We start from the raw sequence: 18,133 nt of genomic DNA on the forward strand, positions 1-18,133 counted from the left end.
TTGAGAATTTTGATCGTTCTTTTTATGGCCTAGGATTTAGTTTTTTCCCAGACACTTGCTAAAAATTATTATTTAATCTTATCTTCAATTGTGCCGTCGCTATGAGCAATGATTACCTCATCACACATATCAAGGAATAAACCATGTTCAACTACACCTACAGTACGGTCAAGATAATCGGCTAAACCATGTGGTGCTGGAACTGGATCGGCAGCCAAATCAATAATGTAGTTGCCATAGTGCGTGATGTAACGCTTATCGCCATCCATTCGCCATTGTGGCTTCAAGCCTTCTTGCTTAAAACGCTTAAAGTTTTGTTCACAAGAAATAGGCAATACTTCAACTGGCAAAGGAAATCCACTTAATCTGTGGACAAGTTTTGATTCATCCACAATCCAGATAATCTTTTTAGAATTAATGGCAACATTCTTTTCAAGGGTTAAGGCACCACCGCCGCCCTTAATTCCGTCTAAGTTGTCGGCAACACGATCAGAACCATCAACAGTTAAATCAACTTGATCAACATCAGCTAATTCACTAACTTTAAAGCCTAAGTCTTCAAGTTGCTTTTTACTTCTATTACTGGTAGTAACGATTGCTTTTAACTTTAAGCCATCATTATCCTTGCGCTTGCCTAAAGCATCAATAAAGAAAGCAACGGTTGAACCAGTACCTACGCCTAAAATCATGCCAGATTTTACCATGCTTGCTGCCTTCTCAGCAGCTTCTTTTTTCAAGCGATCTTGTTCTGTTTTATCCATTATTCATCGTCCTCCATTGCATTTTCTACTTCTTTGGCAGTAGGAATTGAAGGTTGGGCACCTAAACGTTGAACGGCAATTGATGAAGCACGACTAGCAATTTTAGCGGCTTCTTCAAAGTTGGACAAGTCTGCTTTTAAATTGCTTGCCAAGTAACCAATAAAGGTATCGCCTGCACCAGTGGTATCAGTTGCCTTAACCTTGTAAGCTGGTACCAAAGTTTCAATATCTGCAGATGAGATATAGGCACCTTTATCACCATACGTAATTACTACATTTTTTACGCCAAGAAGATGCAACTTTTCAGCATTCGTTGCCAAAGTTGAATTATCCTTTATTTGGATGCCCGTAATCTTGGCACTTTCAGTTTCATTTGGCGTAATAATATCTGTGTATTGCAACAGTTCTTCCGGAATTTTATCAATAGCAGGTGCAGGATTTAAAATTGTGATTTTTCCTGCCTTTTTAGCCAACTTGAAAGCCTCAATTGTTGCTTCAAGTGGGGTCTCGAATTGAGCAATCACACAATCTACATCTTTAAACAAATCACTAGCAGCCTGAATATCCTCTACAGTTAATTCATAGTTAGCGCCATGATCAATAATGATATCATTTTGTCCTGCTTCATTAAGCGTGATATAAGCATGACCGGTCTTGCTTCCTATCGTGGTTTGAACATAGGTAGTGTCAACGCCATAGCTCTTCAATTGATGGGTGATATAACCGCCTTCGCTGTCTTCACCGACACGATTAATAAAATAAGTCTCTGCGCCACTTTTAGCTGCAGCGATAGCTTGGTTTGCACCTTTACCACCACCAGCAGAGGTTATTTCTGTGGCATTAATTGTTTCACCTGGTTTTGGAAAGTCCTTTACGTGCAATGTAGTATCAACATTGCTTGAACCTATAACTACAATCTTCTTCATGAGCATCCCTTCTTAGAAATGTATTTAATCATTTCAATTATATCAAAAAAACGCATTCAATCTCGCGAATGCGTTTTTTGACATTTTAATGTAAAATACCGCCATTGACGAAGCCCTTAAGTCGCTCTGCTTCCCATTTTAAAGTATCGGAATCATCGACTTGCGAGATCTTATAGCCAACAAAATATGGTGAGGCATAAAAACGTGGAATAATCTTGCAGCAAGTTCCTTTGCCATCATTAATCGGATAAAAGAATAAGTTGTATGAATCTACACCGTGTGACAAAACAGAACGCATATATTGCGCACCTTTTTGGATTAAATCTGCCCACGTTTCTAAATTGGTATTATCTTGAGTTAAGATATTTACTTCTTGATAGCCTTGAATCGGATAAGCTGAAAGATTCATTTCTACTGAACCAGATCGACCAACCTCAAAGCCTTTGAAATTGTCAGGTCCAATATCGTGATAGCCATCTTTATGGTAAAGCCCAACAATCTGCATGTGGGGATGCGTTAAAGAACCATCCGATTTAGGACCAAAGTTTTTATACCAAAGAACACTTTCATAGCGGCCTGAGTTATTCATCTTTTGAAAACATTTCAGTCCAAACTTCATTAATTCTTGATTGTCTTCGCGTGTATAAGTTGAAATATCACCTTGGTGATCGCTTGATTCAATCAGAATTGTTTGGTCAGTATCCTGTAAAGTTGGATATTTATTCTTTAACCAAATTTTATCCCCATCTTTTTCATAGATATTGGTTAAATGTGCAACGTCACAGAAGGGGCAACCTGCATTTTGGTTACCCTGACGATTACCATAATCATAATCATAAGGCTTACGTTTACCGATTGAATATTCATATACTAAAGGATTTTTGTCCATATTTTCCACCTGCTAAAAATATTTACTTACTTTCAATATTAGAATCATTATATTTCGGTGTCAATTATGAACAATATTATATTTTATCTGTGAATAGTACGCTTATCTATGGTAAACTACCTTTGAAATGTAAAAAAGCGAAAGGCAGAAAAAATGAAATTTTACAAAAAAATGGCACTAATTGGAGCTTCCGTTTTAGCAGTTGTCAGTCTTAGTGCTTGTTCAAACAACAATAGTAGTTCTAAGAGTTCTTCTAAGATTCCTACTAAGATCAGCAAGAAGACAACGATTAACTTTTGGTACTCATTAACTGGTACTTCTCAAAGTGCTTTAAAGAAGTTAACTAATGACTTTGAAAAGAAAAATCCTAACATTCATATTAAGTTACAAAGCCAAGGTGGTAACTACTCTGACTTGCAAGCAAAGCTTGTTTCAGGTTTGCAATCACCAAAGGACTTGCCAACTATTACGCAAGCTTACCCAGGTTGGCTTTACAATGCGGCTAAGAACAACATGCTTGTTAACTTAACTCCATACGTTAACAACAAGTCAGTCGGCTGGGGCTCATACAAGAACAGTGGGATTAAGAAGGCACTTTGGGATGGTGCCAACATTGGCGGTACTCAATACGGTGTACCATTTAACAAGTCTGTTGAAGTACTTTTCTACAACAAGACTTTGCTTGATAAGTATGGTGTTAAGGTTCCAACTAACATGAGTCAACTTGCTAGTGCATCTGCTGAAATCTACCGTAAGAGTCACCACAAGGTACGCGGTATGGGCTTTGACGCACTTAACAACTACTACATGATGCAAATGAAGGAAACTTACGGCAAGGACTTCAACAAGAACTTGAACTTTGCGGCTAAGGATTCTGTTAAGACTATTAACTACTACGCAAATGGTGTTAAGGCTGGCTACTTCATGCAAGCTGGTACACAAAAGTACATGTCAACTCCATTTAACAATGGTCAAGTTGCCATGTTCATCGGTTCAACTGCTAACGAAGCCTACCTTAAGCAAGGTCTTAAGAAGGGTTACGTTTACGGCGTAGCTGCTCGTCCAAGTCAAATGAATGTACAACAAGGTACTGACATCTACATGTTCAAGAAGGCTAGCGCAATGCAAAAGGCTGCCGCATTCAAGTACCTTAAGTTCTTGACTTCTAAGTCGTCACAACTTTACTGGGCAAAGCAAACTGGTTACATGCCTGTTAATACTGCTGCTTTGAACGACACTGCTTACCAAGAAGCAAAGGATAGCAAGATTCCAGCAATTTTAGCTAAGACTTCCAAGAACCTTTACTTCTTACCTGTAACTAAGAATTCAATAACTGCATACGACCAAGTTAACGTTAATATGCAAAACATCTTGGCAAAGGCATCTAAGAAGCAATCATGGACTAATGATATTAAGACTGGTAAAGATAAGCTTGATGCTGCTTGGAAGCAATAATAAAGAAATAAATTGATCAATTTAAAAGAGGCTCCATTTTGGAACCTCTTTTTTAATTGCTAAATTAGCTAATATGATCTTCAATCCCTATCTTTAAGAAGTTCCGACTTAAACAACGTGGCCAACTTAGCCAAACTACTATGATCCGGATAATGCTCTACCATCCGATCAATTTTTTCAGTCGCCATCTTCTTAATCTCATCAGCCGAACTAATCTTTTCAATGAACTCGGTCAAATCTCCAGACCTAGTAAGCAACTTATGTTCACTTCTAGCTTCTGCCAAGAATGCCTGATCAATCTCCCGCAACTTCACACTGCCATCAGGATTAAACAAATATCCGCCCCACATATGCTGTTTAATTGGCTTCATCGGTTCACTGTCCACGTAACACAATTTACCGACCATGTGGTGTGTTTCAGTGATTCCCAACGTAACTGGATCATATATATCGACATAATTAAAAATCTTCTCTCGCATTAAGGCAACTCGCCTACGTTCTTTTGGCGTAAACAATAACCAAATATTGGTTCCTTCATACAAGTATGCAGCTCCAATTGCCTCTGGATGATGACAATTAGCCAATGCAAATTGAGCATTAATCGCACCTAAAGAATGACCATATATGTAAATTTGTTTTCCCTTAAACTGACTAATCGTTTCATTTAATAATTTACTAGCAGATTTTAATTGGCTAGGAACTCGTCTTTCATGCGATAACATCGCACGCAAAATCGGTAGATTGGTTTTAAACCACTCATCTCTCCAAGTCTGCGGATTTCCTCTCTTTATGCCGTATGATCCTTTAAATAAGATTGTCACTTCATGCGGATTACTAATGATAAACGCACGCATGCCATCTTCTGCATGAACGTTGCGACAGACAATTCCAATGTGATGGTTACCAATTACGATTTCTTCGCCCAATTTTAATTCATCATAAGATTTTTTAGTTAATTCAATTCGCTCTAGATCTGTTAATTGTTCATTTACATTCATAATTTTTATCCAAACAAAAAAACTAACTTCTACTCTCATAGTAGCATAGTTAGTTTTTTGGTCTAGACATAAAGCTCTAGTTATATTTCTTTTGTAAGTAATTGGCCACTGTTGACAAGCAGAAACATACAACAAAGTACATGATCGCAATAATGACGTACATTGGAATTAAATAAGTCGTATTTTGACTGTAGATAATTTGTGCATGATATAAAAGTTCTGGCAACACGATAATTGTCGCAAGTGACGTATCTTTAACCAATGATACGAACTGTGAAAGAAGAGCTGGAATCATGTTGTGCAAAGCTTGTGGCATCACAACATGGTACATCGCTTGACCATAACTCATACCATTAGAGCGGGCACCTTCCATTTGTCCTGGATCAACTGAACCGATCCCTGAACGAACGATTTCTGCAAGCATTGCTCCTTCAAAGATTACCAATGCCGCAATTGAAGCCGTTGTTGGATTCGTTACAATTCCCAGTTGAGGAAGTCCGAAGTAACTAAAGAAGATAATAAGCAAAAGTGGCAAGTTACGGATAATATCGATAATAAAGCCCACGATTGCTGAAACATATTTGATCTTCATATAACGAATCAGACCCAAAATCAGACCAACTACAAAACTAAGTGCAATTGAAATCAACGAAACATAGATCGTTACCCAAAGTCCCTGCAACAAGAAGCGGAGATCAACCCATGAATACGCATGAATAAAAGTTTCCATTTTCTATCCCCTTCCTATTGTGCTAACTTTTTCTCTAAGTGACGCATGTAGTAGCTAAGTGGCAATGTCAAAATCAAGTAAAATAGTCCTACAATGACGTAAGTATCAATCGTTCTAAATGTTGAAAATGCGATTAATTGTGCTTGATACATCAAGTCAAAACCAGCTACGAAGGCCAAAACTGAAGAGTTCTTAACCAAGTTTACGAATTGGTTGCCGAGTGGTGGAATCACGATCTTCATTGCTTGTGGCAAAATGACATAACGCATCGCTTGCGTATAAGTCATCCCGTTTGAACGAGCGCCTTCCATTTGTCCATCACCAATTGAATTAATACCTGCACGCACTGTTTCAGCAATAAATGCGGAAGTATAAAGCGTCAATCCAATCGTACCTGCTTGAAAACCTGACAGCTTAACAATATAGCGTGGCACGATCAAATAGAAGATCATAACGATAACCAACAATGGAATATTTCTGAAAATTGCAATATAGATCTTCGCAATTACACGTCCAAATTTAGGTGGTGCAACTTCAAGCAAAGCAAAGAACACACCCAAAATCAAACTAAAAATCAAGGCAATAATACTACATAAAATAGTATTCCAAAAACCTGTTAAAAAACTTTCCCAGTTATTAGTAATAATTTGCCACATTATTTCAGTACCCCCTTAAGACTAAAACCAGGAATTCCTGCAAACCATTTCTTAATTAAACGGTCATAAGTACCATTTTTTTCAAGCTGATCTAAAGCCTTATTAATATGATCAACCATATCCTTTTGTCCCTTATTCACAGCTATACCATAAGGTGCATTGTTATAAACGCCACCTACTAATTTATAACCTGGATTTTCTTGTGCAATACCGGCAAGCAGACCATTATCTGTAGTTAAAGCTACACCTTGATTTGCCTTTAAAGCTGACATTGCTTGACCATAATCATCATATTGAAGAACTCGTGCCTTCGGTGCAAACTTATGCACGTCATCTACGGCCGTCGTTCCCTTTACAGCCAAAACTGTTTTACCATTTAAATCCTTAACGCTTTTAATTTTGCTATTATCTGGAACAAGCAAAGATGAACCAGCTGGGAAATATGGCTTAGAAAAATCGACTTGTTTCGCACGTTCCGGCGTAATGGTCATTGTAGCCAAAACCGCATCGATATTTCCATTCTTAAGCAAAGGAATTCTAGTATTGGCTGTCGTTGTTACAAAACTGGCAGTAGCATCTTTACCTAGCATTTGCTTAGTTAAGGCATGTGCCAAATCAATTTCAAAGCCTTCAATCTTGCCAGTTTTAACATTAGTTAAACCAAATAATCTGGTATCAGCTCTAACGCCCCAAATTATTTGCTTATTTTCCCTTACTTTTTGATAAACGTTTTGATTATTTCTTTTACCGCAAGCAGTTAATGCAAAACACAGAAAAAATAATAGCGAAATTAAAAGGAATCTTTTTGCTTTTTTCATAATAATTACCTTAGTCTTTAGAAATAACCTTGCTTAAGAATTGACGAGCACGTTCAGTATCAGGATGTGCAAAGAATTCTTCTGGTTTGCGATCTTCCAAAATTTGTCCCTTATCAAAGAAGATCAAACGATTACTTACTTGTTTAGCAAAGCCCATTTCGTGAGTAACCACGACCATTGTAATACCTTGTTCAGCAACGTACTTCATAACGTCAAGCACATCTTCAATCATTTCTGGGTCCAAGGCACTAGTTGGTTCATCAAATAAAATTGCCTTAGGGTGCATTGCAAGTGATCTGGCAATGGCTACACGCTGCTTTTGACCACCTGATAAATGACGAGGGTATGAATTAATCTTATCTGCCATACCAACTTTCTCAAGATATTCCATTGCTACCTTACGATTTTCATCATCAGGTCTTTTAAGCACGATCTTAGGTGCCAACATTACATTTTCAAGCACAGTGTGATTATTGTACAAATTGAAGTGCTGGAATACCATTCCTACATTCTTGCGAATCTTGTTGATATCAGTCTTTTTATCAGCTAAGTCATAACCTGTTACAATCAATTGACCACTGTTAATTGGTTCAAGTCCATTCATTGTTCTGATTAAAGTACTCTTACCAGAACCTGAGGGACCAATAATTGAAACCACTTGGCCTTCATCAATTTTTAAGTTAATATCTTTCAATGCATGAAGCTTTCCGTAATATTTATCAACATGTTTAAATTCAATAATTGCTGCCATGGTTTCTACCCTTTCTTTCGTTTTATGTTATGTAATAATACTATTTTACCTTTTTTATGGTTAAAACTAAACAACTATACCAGTCAAAATGATACGTTTATAATATCGCTAATAATATTCATTCGGATTTTCAAAAAAGCTATTCGATTTTATTCAAAAAATCAAATATAACTTGGTAATTTTACGAATTTTGTATAGATTATAAACTTCATTTAGAAGACAAAGAAAAAGCCCTTCGTCTTCCTGTTACAGGGACGAAAGGCTTTTTCCGCGGTACCACCCAAATTGTCTATTAAATAGACCATCTCATGAAGCACAATCATGCTCCACCGGCAAGGTAACGTACCGGAAACGTCTCGACCTACTTTAATAATTATTATTTCGGTGAGCTGCTAAAAGTGTTTTTCAATAATCCAGGGTCTACTGACTTCTCACTACCATCAGTTCACTGCAAAGAATAGATTATCTACTCGTCTTTTTCATAGCCTTTTAATTTATTGATATATATTTAACAGTATTTTTTATAAAAATGCAAGGCAATTTCCTTACTTTTGAAAAGAAGTTTGATTTTAGAGCAAATTAGGTCTGTTAATATTCGGAAAATAGCTTAAAATGTTTATTGATATGTAGAAAAATAAAGGAGTTTATGATGGGAAAACTTGAAAAACCTGTTATTATCGGAATTGCTGGGGGATCGGGAAGTGGGAAAACAACTATCGCCCACGAGATTGCTAATAATATTAACGAACACGATCGTATTATGATCATGACGCAAGATTCTTATTATAAGGACAATACCGGCGTACCAATGGAAGAACGGATGAAGATCAACTACGATCACCCTGACGCTTTTGATATGCCACTGCTTGAAGCACAACTTAATCAATTGATGCACAGAAAGCCAATTGAAATGCCAACTTATGATTTCACTGCTCACACAAGAAGTGATGAAACCATTCACGTTGAACCTGCCGACATCATTATTTTGGAAGGAATTTTGGTTCTTTTCAACGAAGATATCCGCAACTTAATGGATATTAAAGTCTACGTTGATACTGACGATGACATTCGCTTCATTCGCCGACTTGAACGCGATATGAAGGAACGTGGTCGTTCTCTTGATTCTGTCATTAACCAATACCTTGGTACGGTAAAACCAATGTACAATCAATTTATCGAACCAACTAAGCGTTACGCTGACATCATTGTGCCAGAAGGCGGAGAAAATGATGTGGCAATCGACATGCTTACTACTAAATTACAATCAGTTTTAAACCAATAAAAAAATGGGGCTAAGCTCCATTTTTTATTTTTTTATTATTTGGATTCTTCAGATGCATGACTATCACGCAAAATCCGATTATACTTTTTAGCAAATACGAGAATCAATACAATTCCTGACACAATATATAATGCAGCCGCAATAATATAAGCATTGGCATAACCTTGTTGCGTCTTCAAAAGATAGAATTCAGTAAATAATCCATCGATGACGCCAACAACTGACAATGCAATTTCAATTACCGCACTAAAGGCAGGACGCATATCCTTATCTACTAAAATCATTTGTACTTCTTGTTGTACAGGCATAGAGGCATTTGCAAGGCCTGAACGGAAGAATAAAATTGTGCCTACAACTGCAAATAAAGCGGCACCCGTTCCGAGCATCTTGGCATTGGCCATTACTAACATTAATGGTGCACAAATGATTGTACTGATCGCAATCGTCATAATTGAACCTAACTTCTTAGCAAAATAAGGTGCAAAGAAGTAACCTACAAAGATGGCAACGGTTTGTAACGTATTAATAGTTGAAGTTATTCCCCGTGGAATATGTAAAATACTGTTCAAATAAATTGGCACGTATTGGATAAACAATCCAGCACCTAATTGGACAGCACATAAATAAAGTACCCAGACAACCGTTTTATAGTTAACGAGTCGTTTGTAAGTTGTCATTTTCTGCTGCAATGTTTCTTTTTTATCTTTACTTTCAGTTGAACGATAATCAATTGGCTTATCTTTAATAAATAAAGCGAGAACAAAGGCAATAAAGGTAATCACAGCTGTAATAATAATTACCCATTTATACGCGCTAATATAATTTGAAAGCATTGCCCCTTTCATTGCATTTGAATCGGCTGACAAATTTGAAGCTGTCTGATAACTGATACTTTGTAATTTACTAAAAATAAATACAACGGCTTTACCACCAATAAACATCATGATACTTTCAGCGATTAAGTTAACCACCATAGCTACAGTAAACATTTTCGTTCTTATTTTGCTAGGAACATAAGATGTCCACATCAGTGGGTACATTAAATCATAAACTCCAATTGCCGAAGAAGATACGTCACGTGGAATATGTAAATAATTATTTAAATAGATTGGCACATAGACAGCGATCAATCTCGCACCAAGTTGTACACCCGCAATATAAACAATCCACATAATGGTTCGTTTATTAAGCAACTTTTTGTACATTGCAGCTTTTTGAGCGGGTGTGGTGCTTTCTTCACTTGCTTCTGAACGATAGTCTCGTGGTACATTATGAATGAATAAAGCTAAAATGAAGGCTAACATCGTTACAGCGGCGGTAATAACGAGCAAAATCCGATAAGCATTAGTATAGTTTGCTAATACTTGGCCGTGCATTAATTCTGGCCGTCCTGATGCAATAGATGCATCCCGATATGAAGTACCTTGAAGTAAACTAAAGAACCAAACAACTGCTTTTCCACCAAAGAAAGTACAGATCGTTTGAGTAATCAAGTTTACAATCATAACGACAGAGAACATTTTAGTTCTAATCTTCTCTGGTACATATGAAGTCCACATCAACGGATACATTAAGTCATAAAACCCAATTGCGGTCCATGAAATCGTATATGCAATCATAATGATAATTTGATTGGTAGTCACACAAGTTAAGGCCATAAAAATAGCAGTCATTGGTGGCAATACCAATAAGATATTTCTATAACCATATTTGTGAACAGTAGCAATCATTAAAGACATCGGAATCGCCGTTGCGGCATTAAAAATATTAAGTCCTGAAATTAAGTGTGGCGCAACAATCTTATAGTAAGAAAGTGCAGCATCATTAGTAATACCAGTAACTGCGCCTAAAATACCATAAATCCATAAATAATGACATTTTTACGATATCGCGGATTCCAATTTTTTATCGCTTCCGCTTCTTCTTTCTTTTCTTCACTTGTTCGTCGAGTCAAAAAAATCTCTTCTTTTCATGAAAACGTATACACATATCCATATTCATTTTAGCACTCACCCATTATTAATTCAGTATATACGTTTTAGATAAGGCTTATTTGATTCTCGGCTTTAATGTTTTATCAAACAAATTAGTAATTAATTTTACTAGTACTCCATCAAAAAGAAGGGCTGAAATCATGCTAGTAATGAACATTGCGATCTGCAAGTTGACACTATAATGACTCCATCCAAATAAGAAATATGATGGAATAAAACCACCTAAGTTAGCAAAGAAGGCTCCTGTTAAAACGCTCTTCCAAGAAAATCTTTCATAACGTTCTTTTTTAGGAAAAAAGCCAATTTCATTTGTAGCACCCTGAATTAACCCTTCAAAAATAGTCAGAGCACCCCATTGGCCACCAATTGCCATCTCAACTGTTGCCGCTAATAATTCACCAATCGTACCTGAGCCTGCCGTAGGGACAAAATACATTGCAAGTGGTGCAGCCATATACCAGAGTCCAGTAAAGATATTGTCCACAACCGGTGCATATCCAGTCGGTAAAAAGCTAAGTTTAACCAAGTTATACACATTATTAAAACCATAAGTGTAGATAACTCCCATAATGATCCCAATTAAGGCAACTAAAATAATTGATTTAACATTCCACTTTGCTGATCGTGTAAACATAAAAATGCTCCTAACTAACTATTACAGTCAGTAGGAGCACAAAAATAATCGATTTCATCGCACTTTCCTTAACGCAAGTATTACCTTGTTCAGGTTCAAAGAGTATGTCTCAGCTTTTCAGCACCCCTAGTGACTTTTTTATTCAACTATTGTCAGTATACCACATTAATCAAATGCCATTTGGTCAGTATAAAGTTTGTAATAAAAACCTTTTTCTTTTAATAAATCTTCATGACTTCCTGACTCAATTACATTACCATCTTTGAGTACAACAATCTTATTAGAATTTAAGATTGTCTTTAGTCTATGTGCAATTACAAAGCTAGTCCGACCGGCAATTACCGCATCCATCGCCTGTTGAATCTTTTCTTCGGTTACCGTATCCACATTCGAAGTAGCCTCATCCAAAATCAGGAAATCGGGATTAATCAAAATAGTCCGTGCAATTGAAATTAATTGCTTTTGTCCTGTTGAAAAGACAGAACTACTATCATTCACCTTGGTTTCATAACCATCCGGTAAACTTTCAATGAAGTCATGAATATCTGCCTGTTTTGCGGCACTAATTACTTCATCCATCAACGCGTTTGGTTTACCGTAACGAATATTATCTGCAATTGTACCAGTAAACAAAACAGAATCCTGTAATACAATGCCGATATTATTCCGTAACGATTCAAGCTGAATATCACGCACATCGACCCCGTCGAAGGTTACCTTACCTGAGTTAACATCATAAAAACGATTAAGCAGATTCATGATCGTAGTCTTTCCTGATCCGGTTGGTCCAACTACGGCAACAGATTGACCCTTATTTACTGAAATGTTAACTCCATGCAAGATTTCTTTATTTTCATCATAGCCAAAATGGACATTCTCTAATTTAACAGCTTTTTGCAAACCGTTAATCTTTTTACCATTTGGCACTGCATCTTCGTCTTTTTGTTCTTCAACCGTTGCCAATCTTCTAGCACCTGTTAATGCCAACTGAATCATAGAATAAATAGAAGTAATTTGGGTTAATGGTTGGAAATAAGTCTGCGAATATTCCACAAAAGTTACAATTAAGCCCAAACCGATTGCTTGACTAACTTGACCGGAAATAATCATCCAAGCTCCCATCGCGATAACAATGGCTAAGTTAAGCAAATTTAGTCCGTTCATTAATGGAAAAAGAATGCCTGAGTAAAATTGTCCCTTAAACATAGCATTTCGAACTCGGTTGTTATAGGTCTTAAAGTTTTCTATAGATTCTTTTCTTAAATCATTGGTAATAATGATTTTTTCACCATTAATCTGCTCAGTAATATAACCATTCAAATCTCCGATTTCATCTTGTTGTTTATCAAGATAAATGCGAGCCTTTTTCATGATTAATACACTAACAATCAGGATTAATGGTGTGGTCGCAATTGTAGTCCAAGCAAGTTGTTGGTTGACCATAAACATGATGACAATCGTCCCAATGAACATTATTCCTTGGGAAATAATTTCAAAGATGGCGTTGTTCATTGCGTTAAAGATATTATCCAAATCGGAAGTAAATAAAGAAAGCAGCTTACCATCTTGATGCGTGTCAAAATAGCGCACTAACATACGTTGAAACTTAGCAAATAAATTTTCACGCATATCGTTAGTTGAATCTGCATTGAATTTGGACATAACCATCCATGCGATGAAAATTGCAACTTGACTTAGAACGTAGAACAAGAGCATTGACCATAATGCACTATAAAACGTATTTAAACTAGCTGTGCCTTTCTTTAAATCGGCTAAATAGTTAGTCAAATCAGTCACAGCACGGCCTAAAAACGTTGGAGCAATTACTTGTGCACCACTTGATAGCAAAGATAGAAGAATTACAATAGCAATGCCTTTTTTATATGGTTTTAGATACTTAATAAAATAGTGAATAGCTTTTCTTGTATCACTCATTATTTTCCTCCTCTCTTGCCCTTTTGTGTCTTGAAGATTTCTTGGTAAACAGGTGATGTCTTCAATAATTCTGCATGAGTGCCTTGAGCAACCAGCTTACCATCATCTAAAACTAAAATCGTGTCTGCATGTACAACTGACACAATTTTTTGCGCAATAATAAACGTCGTTGTATCTGGTAATTCATGTTCTAAGGCCTGTTGCACCTTCTTTTCAGATTCTGCATCAAGTGCAGAAGTGGAATCATCTAAAATTAAAATTGGTGTTTTAGCAACTAATCCTCGTGCAATAGAAAGACGTTGTTTTTGACCACCGGAGAAATTGGATGACCGCTCTTCTACCTCATGATCAAATGAATCATTATATCGCTCAATAAACTCAGACGCTTGAGACATATTGGCCGCTCTTTGTAGTTCATGCATTCTAGCTCTAGAATTTCCTTGACGCAAATTAGAAGCGATCGTGCCAGAGAACAAAATTGCACGTTGCAAAACAAACGCTACAGTTTTACGCAGAGCCGTTTCATTAACATCTTTCAAGTTATGGCCACCAATTTTAACCTCACCTTTGGTTGGATCATAAAGACGCGCAATTAGCTGCGCCAAGGTTGATTTACCTGAACCTGTAGCACCAACAATACCAACCATTTGTCCTGGCTTGATCTTAAATGAAATATCTTTTAGAGTTTCATCTTCACCATCAGGATAAGTAAATGAGACATGATCAAATTCAACAGAACTGCCTAATATATCAGTAGACGCATTTTCATTGAATTTAATATCCGGTTCCGTATCCAAAATTTCTTTAATACGGCCTAAGGAAATGTTACCTCTGGCAAATTGCATCATAGTCATTCCGGCAATCATGATAGTCCACAGAAGTGTTAATATGTAGTTAACAAATGGACTGACGACTGCTACATCAGTTGGATGAGCTGCAATACCTTGTCCAATTAGATAAACTACCAGCGTAATTACTAAATACGCAATAAGTTGAAAGGCCGGCATAATCGTAGAGAACCAATAACCAATCACAATATTATAGTTGTTCAAACGATCTGAAGTCTGATTAAATTTCTTTATTTCTTGAGGACCTTGATTAAAAGATTTCACCACTCGTACACCTTGCAGAGTTTCCTGTGCTCGACCCGAAATCTTATCCATTGTTTTTTGAAATTTATCAAACAAACTGTTCATTTGTTTTAAAACATAAATACCAAAACCAATGATCAAGGCCACCATTATTACAGTTGCCCACCAAAAACGTGGGATAATTACAATACAGAAAATAAAAGATCCCACAATTAAAATAGGCATTCTGAGCAATTGCATAAAGAGTTGCATCAACATGTTCATGATCTGATTCATATCGTTGATCAAACGCGTGGTCAATGATCCCGCTGAAAAGTTTTCAATATTACCAAAAGAAAAGCTCTGGATCTTAGCATAGGTTTCTTCACGTAAGTCACTAGTCACTCCTTGTGCGATTCTAGCGGCATAGTAAACGTTGAAGACACCCGAAATGATGGCTACAATGCCTAATACAACTAAGATGATACCGTCGCAAACAACGATATCTTTTTGATCCAACATAATTGCTCGTTGAATATTTTCTAGCAAACGCGGTTGATATAATGTTGCAAAGGCGGAAACGATAATTGCAACAAGGGCTGCAAAAATATCTTTCTTGTAATGCTTAAAGTGCGGTATTAAGATTTTGAATGCTTTCATTTATTACTCCTTTCTTCATTAAAAAAATCCCAAAAGGTATTGCCCCATTCTGTTAATAAATCAGTTAAAAGCTGCATCTTTTCAGAGCCAAGTTTTTGAGCAGTCCGTTCTTCTAACTTAAATAATGACTGCATCTTTTGCTTAGCATACTTATTTCCGTCAGCAGTCAATTCGCAAAAACGTACTCGCTTATCTTGAGGATCCACGCTCATAATAAGATAGCCTGAATCATGCAATATTTTTATTCCCTTATTAATGGATTGTTTGGGTAAATCAGTTAAACCAACTAATTGTTTTTGCGTTAATTTTTTACGTAACAGCAATTCATATAAAATTACTGATAAATAATCTGAGAGTTCATGATCTTGATCCCACTGCTGGTAGGCCCTATTCCCATGAACTATGGCCATATTCAATTTTTCCGACTCACTTATTTTCATTTGTTTCACCTTCTTATTTAGTCTCTACACATACCAATAATATTAGTATATACAGAGACTATTATCAAGAAGATAAATTTTCATTTTTTCAGAATAAATTGGTATAATAAAAAATTATTATAGGAAGTTAGGAAGTGACACCATGAAAAAGAGATTTTTTCTTTCAACTTTACTAATTGGAATAGCGCTTTTTACACTATCAGCTTGTGGACAAAATAAAAATCAAAATGTCTACCAAACGGTGAAATCTACTAAAACAATCAATTGGGGTGTTAAGGCAGATACGCCGTTGTTTGGATCAATGAGCATCAAAACTGGCAAAATCAATGGTTTTGAAATTGATCTTGCTAAAGCATTGACCAAAGAAATGCTAGGTAAAAATGCTAAGGCAAATTTTGTTACTACAACGGCAAATACTAAAATTCAATTATTAAAGAATAGAAACGTAGATGCGGTAATTGCGGCGATGACCATTACACCTGAACGTGAAAAACAAGTTGACTTTAGCAAGCCTTACTTTCCTGCTGGTCAGTCAATTATGGTTGCCAAAGATAGTAAGATTAAAAATGTTAAGGATCTAAATAATAAGAAAGTTTTAGTAGTAAAAGGAACAACTGCTGCCGATGCAGTTAAAAAGTTTGCTCCAAAAGCAGAAATCCTCCAATTTGATGATTATGGTCAAGCGTTTGCTGCCTTAAAAGCTGGACAAGGTAATGCTTTTGTAACTGATAATGGTATCTTAGTTGGTATTTTACGCGACAGTTCAGGTTATAAATTAGTCGGCGGAAACTTTACCAATCAACCATACGGAATTGCTGTAAATAAAGGTCAGACCGAAATGGATAAACAAATTAATTTAGCTCTGACCAAGCTAGAAAAAAATGGCACTTACAATCGCTTGCTTAAAAAGTGGTTCGGCAATATTCCTGGTTTTAATGTAAAAACAGCTGAAAAATATTAATGAAAAAAAGATTAGCTATAAATTCATAGCTAATCTCTTTTTTTACTAAGCAGTAATGTAATCAAGCAAAACAAACATTACATCTTTATTTTCTTTTGGAACACCATGAGCAATTATTTCTTGTGGTGTCTGATGCAAATCATTATTTTCTAATGCATATGCTCCATCATTAATAGCGATCTCTCGCACATTGTCTTCTTTAGGTTCAAAATGGAATTGCAATCCAATTACCTTATTTCCCAGTAAATATCCCTGATTCTTTACTAAATCACTTGAAAATAATAATTTAGCTTCTCTAGGAATTTCACTCATTTGCTGATGCCAATGAAGTGCTGTTAATTTTTCGGGAAGTTCAGTAATTGTATGATTTTGTAAATATACTGGAGCCCAACCGACTTCTTTAGCTGGTGCATCGAGTACCCGATATCCCAATGTTTTAGCAATCTGTTGACTACCAAAACAAATACCTAAAATTGGTTTATGAGCATCAAGCATTTGCTTAATTAACACCCGTTCATTTTCTACCCAATCCAATTCATCGTTAGGACTATTAGGACTTCCTAATATCACCAACAAATCAGTTTCATCAAGCGTAGGTAAAATACCAAAATCTGCTGGATGATAAACAAACATTTCATGGTTATGTTCATGGCACCAATCTTGAATAGATCCAGGGCCCTCATTAGGTGCATGTTGCAATACATTAACGCGCATTTCAATACTTCCTTTAACGTTGATTATCTACACTATAAAAAGCTCGCCAAATTTCTTCCATTCTAGCCAAACGATGCCAGTCGGCTTGCTGACACAATTTGTATAATTCATAAACAGGATCATAATCAATTGTGTTATTTTTGTTTTCCTTCAAATAGGCCAGCACAGTCTTAATCAGCATAAATCTGAATTTTTCTATTTCATTGCGAGTCAACTACCCTAGACTGAAGTCTAGGGCTTAGTGGCTCGTTAGCTTACGCTAACCAGAACACCAACTTGCTTAGATACGGACTTGACTTACCAGCAATAATCTTTTGGCTATTGCCGATAGAGGTCGTCTAATTACCAAAGCCTTTTGAGTCCGTGAGTTGCTAGCGGACTGCAGCCCCGAATAAGGCTGCTTCTTTTATTTTAGGATTCTGCCACTTGCCTAATCCTTTTTCTAAGATGTTCACGGCC

17 protein-coding genes, 1 pseudogene, 1 riboswitch and 1 other annotated feature are annotated in these 18,133 nt (G+C 36.4%); of the genes and pseudogenes, 3 read left to right on the top strand and 15 right to left on the bottom strand.

The annotated features are described in order from the left end of the window. Nucleotides 1-68: 68 nt before the first annotated feature. The 3 genes from rpiA to CP357_RS07010 form a co-directional block, all read right to left on the bottom strand. Nucleotides 69-761, bottom strand: a complete 693-nt coding sequence (rpiA, locus tag CP357_RS07000; protein WP_056945570.1) for a ribose-5-phosphate isomerase RpiA — start codon at nt 759-761, stop codon at nt 69-71. Continuing rightward, nucleotides 761-1,687, bottom strand: coding sequence for a ribokinase (gene rbsK, locus CP357_RS07005; protein ID WP_098036911.1), 927 nt, complete (start codon nt 1,685-1,687; stop codon nt 761-763). Before rbsK ends, rpiA begins: the two co-directional genes overlap by 1 nt. An 85-nt stretch (nt 1,688-1,772) precedes the next feature. Continuing rightward, on the bottom strand, nt 1,773-2,576 hold the full coding sequence (locus CP357_RS07010; protein WP_025005439.1) for a DUF4931 domain-containing protein: 804 nt from the start codon (nt 2,574-2,576) through the stop codon (nt 1,773-1,775). Nucleotides 2,577-2,729: 153 nt separating this feature from the next. On the opposite strand from CP357_RS07010, the gene CP357_RS07015 reads away from it, so the two are divergent. Beyond that, nucleotides 2,730-4,031 (top strand): extracellular solute-binding protein, encoded by a 1,302-nt coding sequence (locus tag CP357_RS07015; RefSeq protein ID WP_098036912.1) that lies wholly within the window; start codon nt 2,730-2,732, stop codon nt 4,029-4,031. Between the two features lie 80 nt (nt 4,032-4,111). On the opposite strand, the gene CP357_RS07020 is transcribed toward CP357_RS07015, so the two are convergent. The 5 genes from CP357_RS07020 to CP357_RS07040 all read right to left on the bottom strand — a co-directional run bounded on the left by CP357_RS07020 (nt 4,112) and on the right by CP357_RS07040 (nt 7,984). Further along, the gene (locus CP357_RS07020) at nt 4,112-5,029 is read right to left on the bottom strand and encodes a DUF2974 domain-containing protein (protein ID WP_098036920.1); all 918 of its coding nucleotides are present in this window, start codon (nt 5,027-5,029) and stop codon (nt 4,112-4,114) included. A 76-nt stretch (nt 5,030-5,105) separates the two neighbouring features. After that, nucleotides 5,106-5,759, bottom strand: coding sequence for an amino acid ABC transporter permease (locus CP357_RS07025; RefSeq protein WP_087175918.1), 654 nt, complete (start codon nt 5,757-5,759; stop codon nt 5,106-5,108). A gap of 14 nt (nt 5,760-5,773) precedes the next feature. Beyond that, nucleotides 5,774-6,415 (bottom strand): amino acid ABC transporter permease, encoded by a 642-nt coding sequence (locus CP357_RS07030; RefSeq protein WP_098036913.1) that lies wholly within the window; start codon nt 6,413-6,415, stop codon nt 5,774-5,776. Then, nucleotides 6,415-7,233: a transporter substrate-binding domain-containing protein gene (locus CP357_RS07035; protein WP_098036914.1), complete on the bottom strand. Its 819-nt coding sequence runs from the start codon at nt 7,231-7,233 to the stop codon at nt 6,415-6,417. The genes CP357_RS07030 and CP357_RS07035 overlap by 1 nt, the downstream gene beginning before the upstream one ends. 10 nt (nt 7,234-7,243) lie before the next feature. Beyond that, a complete protein-coding gene (locus tag CP357_RS07040; protein ID WP_087175915.1) occupies nt 7,244-7,984 on the bottom strand; it encodes an amino acid ABC transporter ATP-binding protein in 741 nt (246 codons plus the stop codon). A gap of 247 nt (nt 7,985-8,231) precedes the next feature. Further along, nucleotides 8,232-8,476 (bottom strand) — a binding site (T-box leader). A gap of 157 nt (nt 8,477-8,633) precedes the next feature. Here CP357_RS07040 and udk point away from each other — a divergent pair. Continuing rightward, a complete protein-coding gene (gene udk / locus CP357_RS07045; RefSeq protein WP_087175914.1) occupies nt 8,634-9,266 on the top strand; it encodes a uridine kinase in 633 nt (210 codons plus the stop codon). 35 nt (nt 9,267-9,301) lie between these two features. On the opposite strand, the gene CP357_RS07050 is transcribed toward udk, so the two are convergent. The 5 genes from CP357_RS07050 to CP357_RS07070 form a co-directional block, all read right to left on the bottom strand. Continuing rightward, nucleotides 9,302-11,005 carry an MFS transporter gene (locus CP357_RS07050; protein ID WP_198995862.1) on the bottom strand — a complete coding sequence of 568 codons (1,704 nt, stop codon included), beginning with the start codon at nt 11,003-11,005 and terminating at the stop codon, nt 9,302-9,304. A gap of 310 nt (nt 11,006-11,315) precedes the next feature. Beyond that, nucleotides 11,316-11,894: an ECF transporter S component gene (locus tag CP357_RS07055; protein ID WP_098036916.1), complete on the bottom strand. Its 579-nt coding sequence runs from the start codon at nt 11,892-11,894 to the stop codon at nt 11,316-11,318. 47 nt (nt 11,895-11,941) lie between these two features. Then, a riboswitch (TPP riboswitch) is annotated at nt 11,942-12,032 on the bottom strand. A 27-nt stretch (nt 12,033-12,059) separates the two neighbouring features. Beyond that, nucleotides 12,060-13,829 carry an ABC transporter ATP-binding protein gene (locus CP357_RS07060; protein WP_098036917.1) on the bottom strand — a complete coding sequence of 590 codons (1,770 nt, stop codon included), beginning with the start codon at nt 13,827-13,829 and terminating at the stop codon, nt 12,060-12,062. Further along, nucleotides 13,829-15,559, bottom strand: coding sequence for an ABC transporter ATP-binding protein (locus tag CP357_RS07065; RefSeq protein ID WP_098036918.1), 1,731 nt, complete (start codon nt 15,557-15,559; stop codon nt 13,829-13,831). The genes CP357_RS07060 and CP357_RS07065 overlap by 1 nt, the downstream gene beginning before the upstream one ends. Then, the gene (locus CP357_RS07070) at nt 15,556-15,999 is read right to left on the bottom strand and encodes a MarR family winged helix-turn-helix transcriptional regulator (protein WP_087175909.1); all 444 of its coding nucleotides are present in this window, start codon (nt 15,997-15,999) and stop codon (nt 15,556-15,558) included. The genes CP357_RS07065 and CP357_RS07070 overlap by 4 nt, the downstream gene beginning before the upstream one ends. A 142-nt stretch (nt 16,000-16,141) precedes the next feature. Here CP357_RS07070 and CP357_RS07075 point away from each other — a divergent pair, with 142 nt between their 5' ends. Then, complete coding sequence (locus CP357_RS07075; protein ID WP_098036919.1) at nt 16,142-16,960, top strand: transporter substrate-binding domain-containing protein; 819 nt, start codon at nt 16,142-16,144, stop codon at nt 16,958-16,960. A gap of 45 nt (nt 16,961-17,005) precedes the next feature. On the opposite strand, the gene CP357_RS07080 is transcribed toward CP357_RS07075, so the two are convergent. Further along, the gene (locus tag CP357_RS07080) at nt 17,006-17,674 is read right to left on the bottom strand and encodes a type 1 glutamine amidotransferase (RefSeq protein WP_025005426.1); all 669 of its coding nucleotides are present in this window, start codon (nt 17,672-17,674) and stop codon (nt 17,006-17,008) included. Between the two features lie 13 nt (nt 17,675-17,687). Further along, a pseudogene (locus tag CP357_RS07085) lies at nt 17,688-17,882 on the bottom strand (XRE family transcriptional regulator); the annotation flags it as partial. Between the last annotated feature and the right edge of the window lie 251 nt (nt 17,883-18,133).

The sequence above is a fragment of the Lactobacillus sp. UMNPBX6 genome (assembly GCF_002553975.1).
Classification (GTDB): Bacteria; Bacillota; Bacilli; order Lactobacillales; family Lactobacillaceae; genus Lactobacillus; species Lactobacillus gallinarum.

Coding starts and splice junctions, on each gene's coding strand:
- rpiA (WP_056945570.1), bottom strand. CDS start 761: ATGGATAAAACAGAACAAGATCGCTTGAAAAAAGAAGCTGCTGAGAAG.
- rbsK (WP_098036911.1), bottom strand. CDS start 1,687: ATGAAGAAGATTGTAGTTATAGGTTCAAGCAATGTTGATACTACATTG.
- CP357_RS07010 (WP_025005439.1), bottom strand. CDS start 2,576: ATGGACAAAAATCCTTTAGTATATGAATATTCAATCGGTAAACGTAAG.
- CP357_RS07015 (WP_098036912.1), top strand. CDS start 2,730: ATGAAATTTTACAAAAAAATGGCACTAATTGGAGCTTCCGTTTTAGCA.
- CP357_RS07020 (WP_098036920.1), bottom strand. CDS start 5,029: ATGAATGTAAATGAACAATTAACAGATCTAGAGCGAATTGAATTAACT.
- CP357_RS07025 (WP_087175918.1), bottom strand. CDS start 5,759: ATGGAAACTTTTATTCATGCGTATTCATGGGTTGATCTCCGCTTCTTG.
- CP357_RS07030 (WP_098036913.1), bottom strand. CDS start 6,415: ATGTGGCAAATTATTACTAATAACTGGGAAAGTTTTTTAACAGGTTTT.
- CP357_RS07035 (WP_098036914.1), bottom strand. CDS start 7,233: ATGAAAAAAGCAAAAAGATTCCTTTTAATTTCGCTATTATTTTTTCTG.
- CP357_RS07040 (WP_087175915.1), bottom strand. CDS start 7,984: ATGGCAGCAATTATTGAATTTAAACATGTTGATAAATATTACGGAAAG.
- udk (WP_087175914.1), top strand. CDS start 8,634: ATGGGAAAACTTGAAAAACCTGTTATTATCGGAATTGCTGGGGGATCG.
- CP357_RS07050 (WP_198995862.1), bottom strand. CDS start 11,005: ATGTCTTTAATGATTGCTACTGTTCACAAATATGGTTATAGAAATATC.
- CP357_RS07055 (WP_098036916.1), bottom strand. CDS start 11,894: ATGTTTACACGATCAGCAAAGTGGAATGTTAAATCAATTATTTTAGTT.
- CP357_RS07060 (WP_098036917.1), bottom strand. CDS start 13,829: ATGAGTGATACAAGAAAAGCTATTCACTATTTTATTAAGTATCTAAAA.
- CP357_RS07065 (WP_098036918.1), bottom strand. CDS start 15,559: ATGAAAGCATTCAAAATCTTAATACCGCACTTTAAGCATTACAAGAAA.
- CP357_RS07070 (WP_087175909.1), bottom strand. CDS start 15,999: ATGAAAATAAGTGAGTCGGAAAAATTGAATATGGCCATAGTTCATGGG.
- CP357_RS07075 (WP_098036919.1), top strand. CDS start 16,142: ATGAAAAAGAGATTTTTTCTTTCAACTTTACTAATTGGAATAGCGCTT.
- CP357_RS07080 (WP_025005426.1), bottom strand. CDS start 17,674: ATGCGCGTTAATGTATTGCAACATGCACCTAATGAGGGCCCTGGATCT.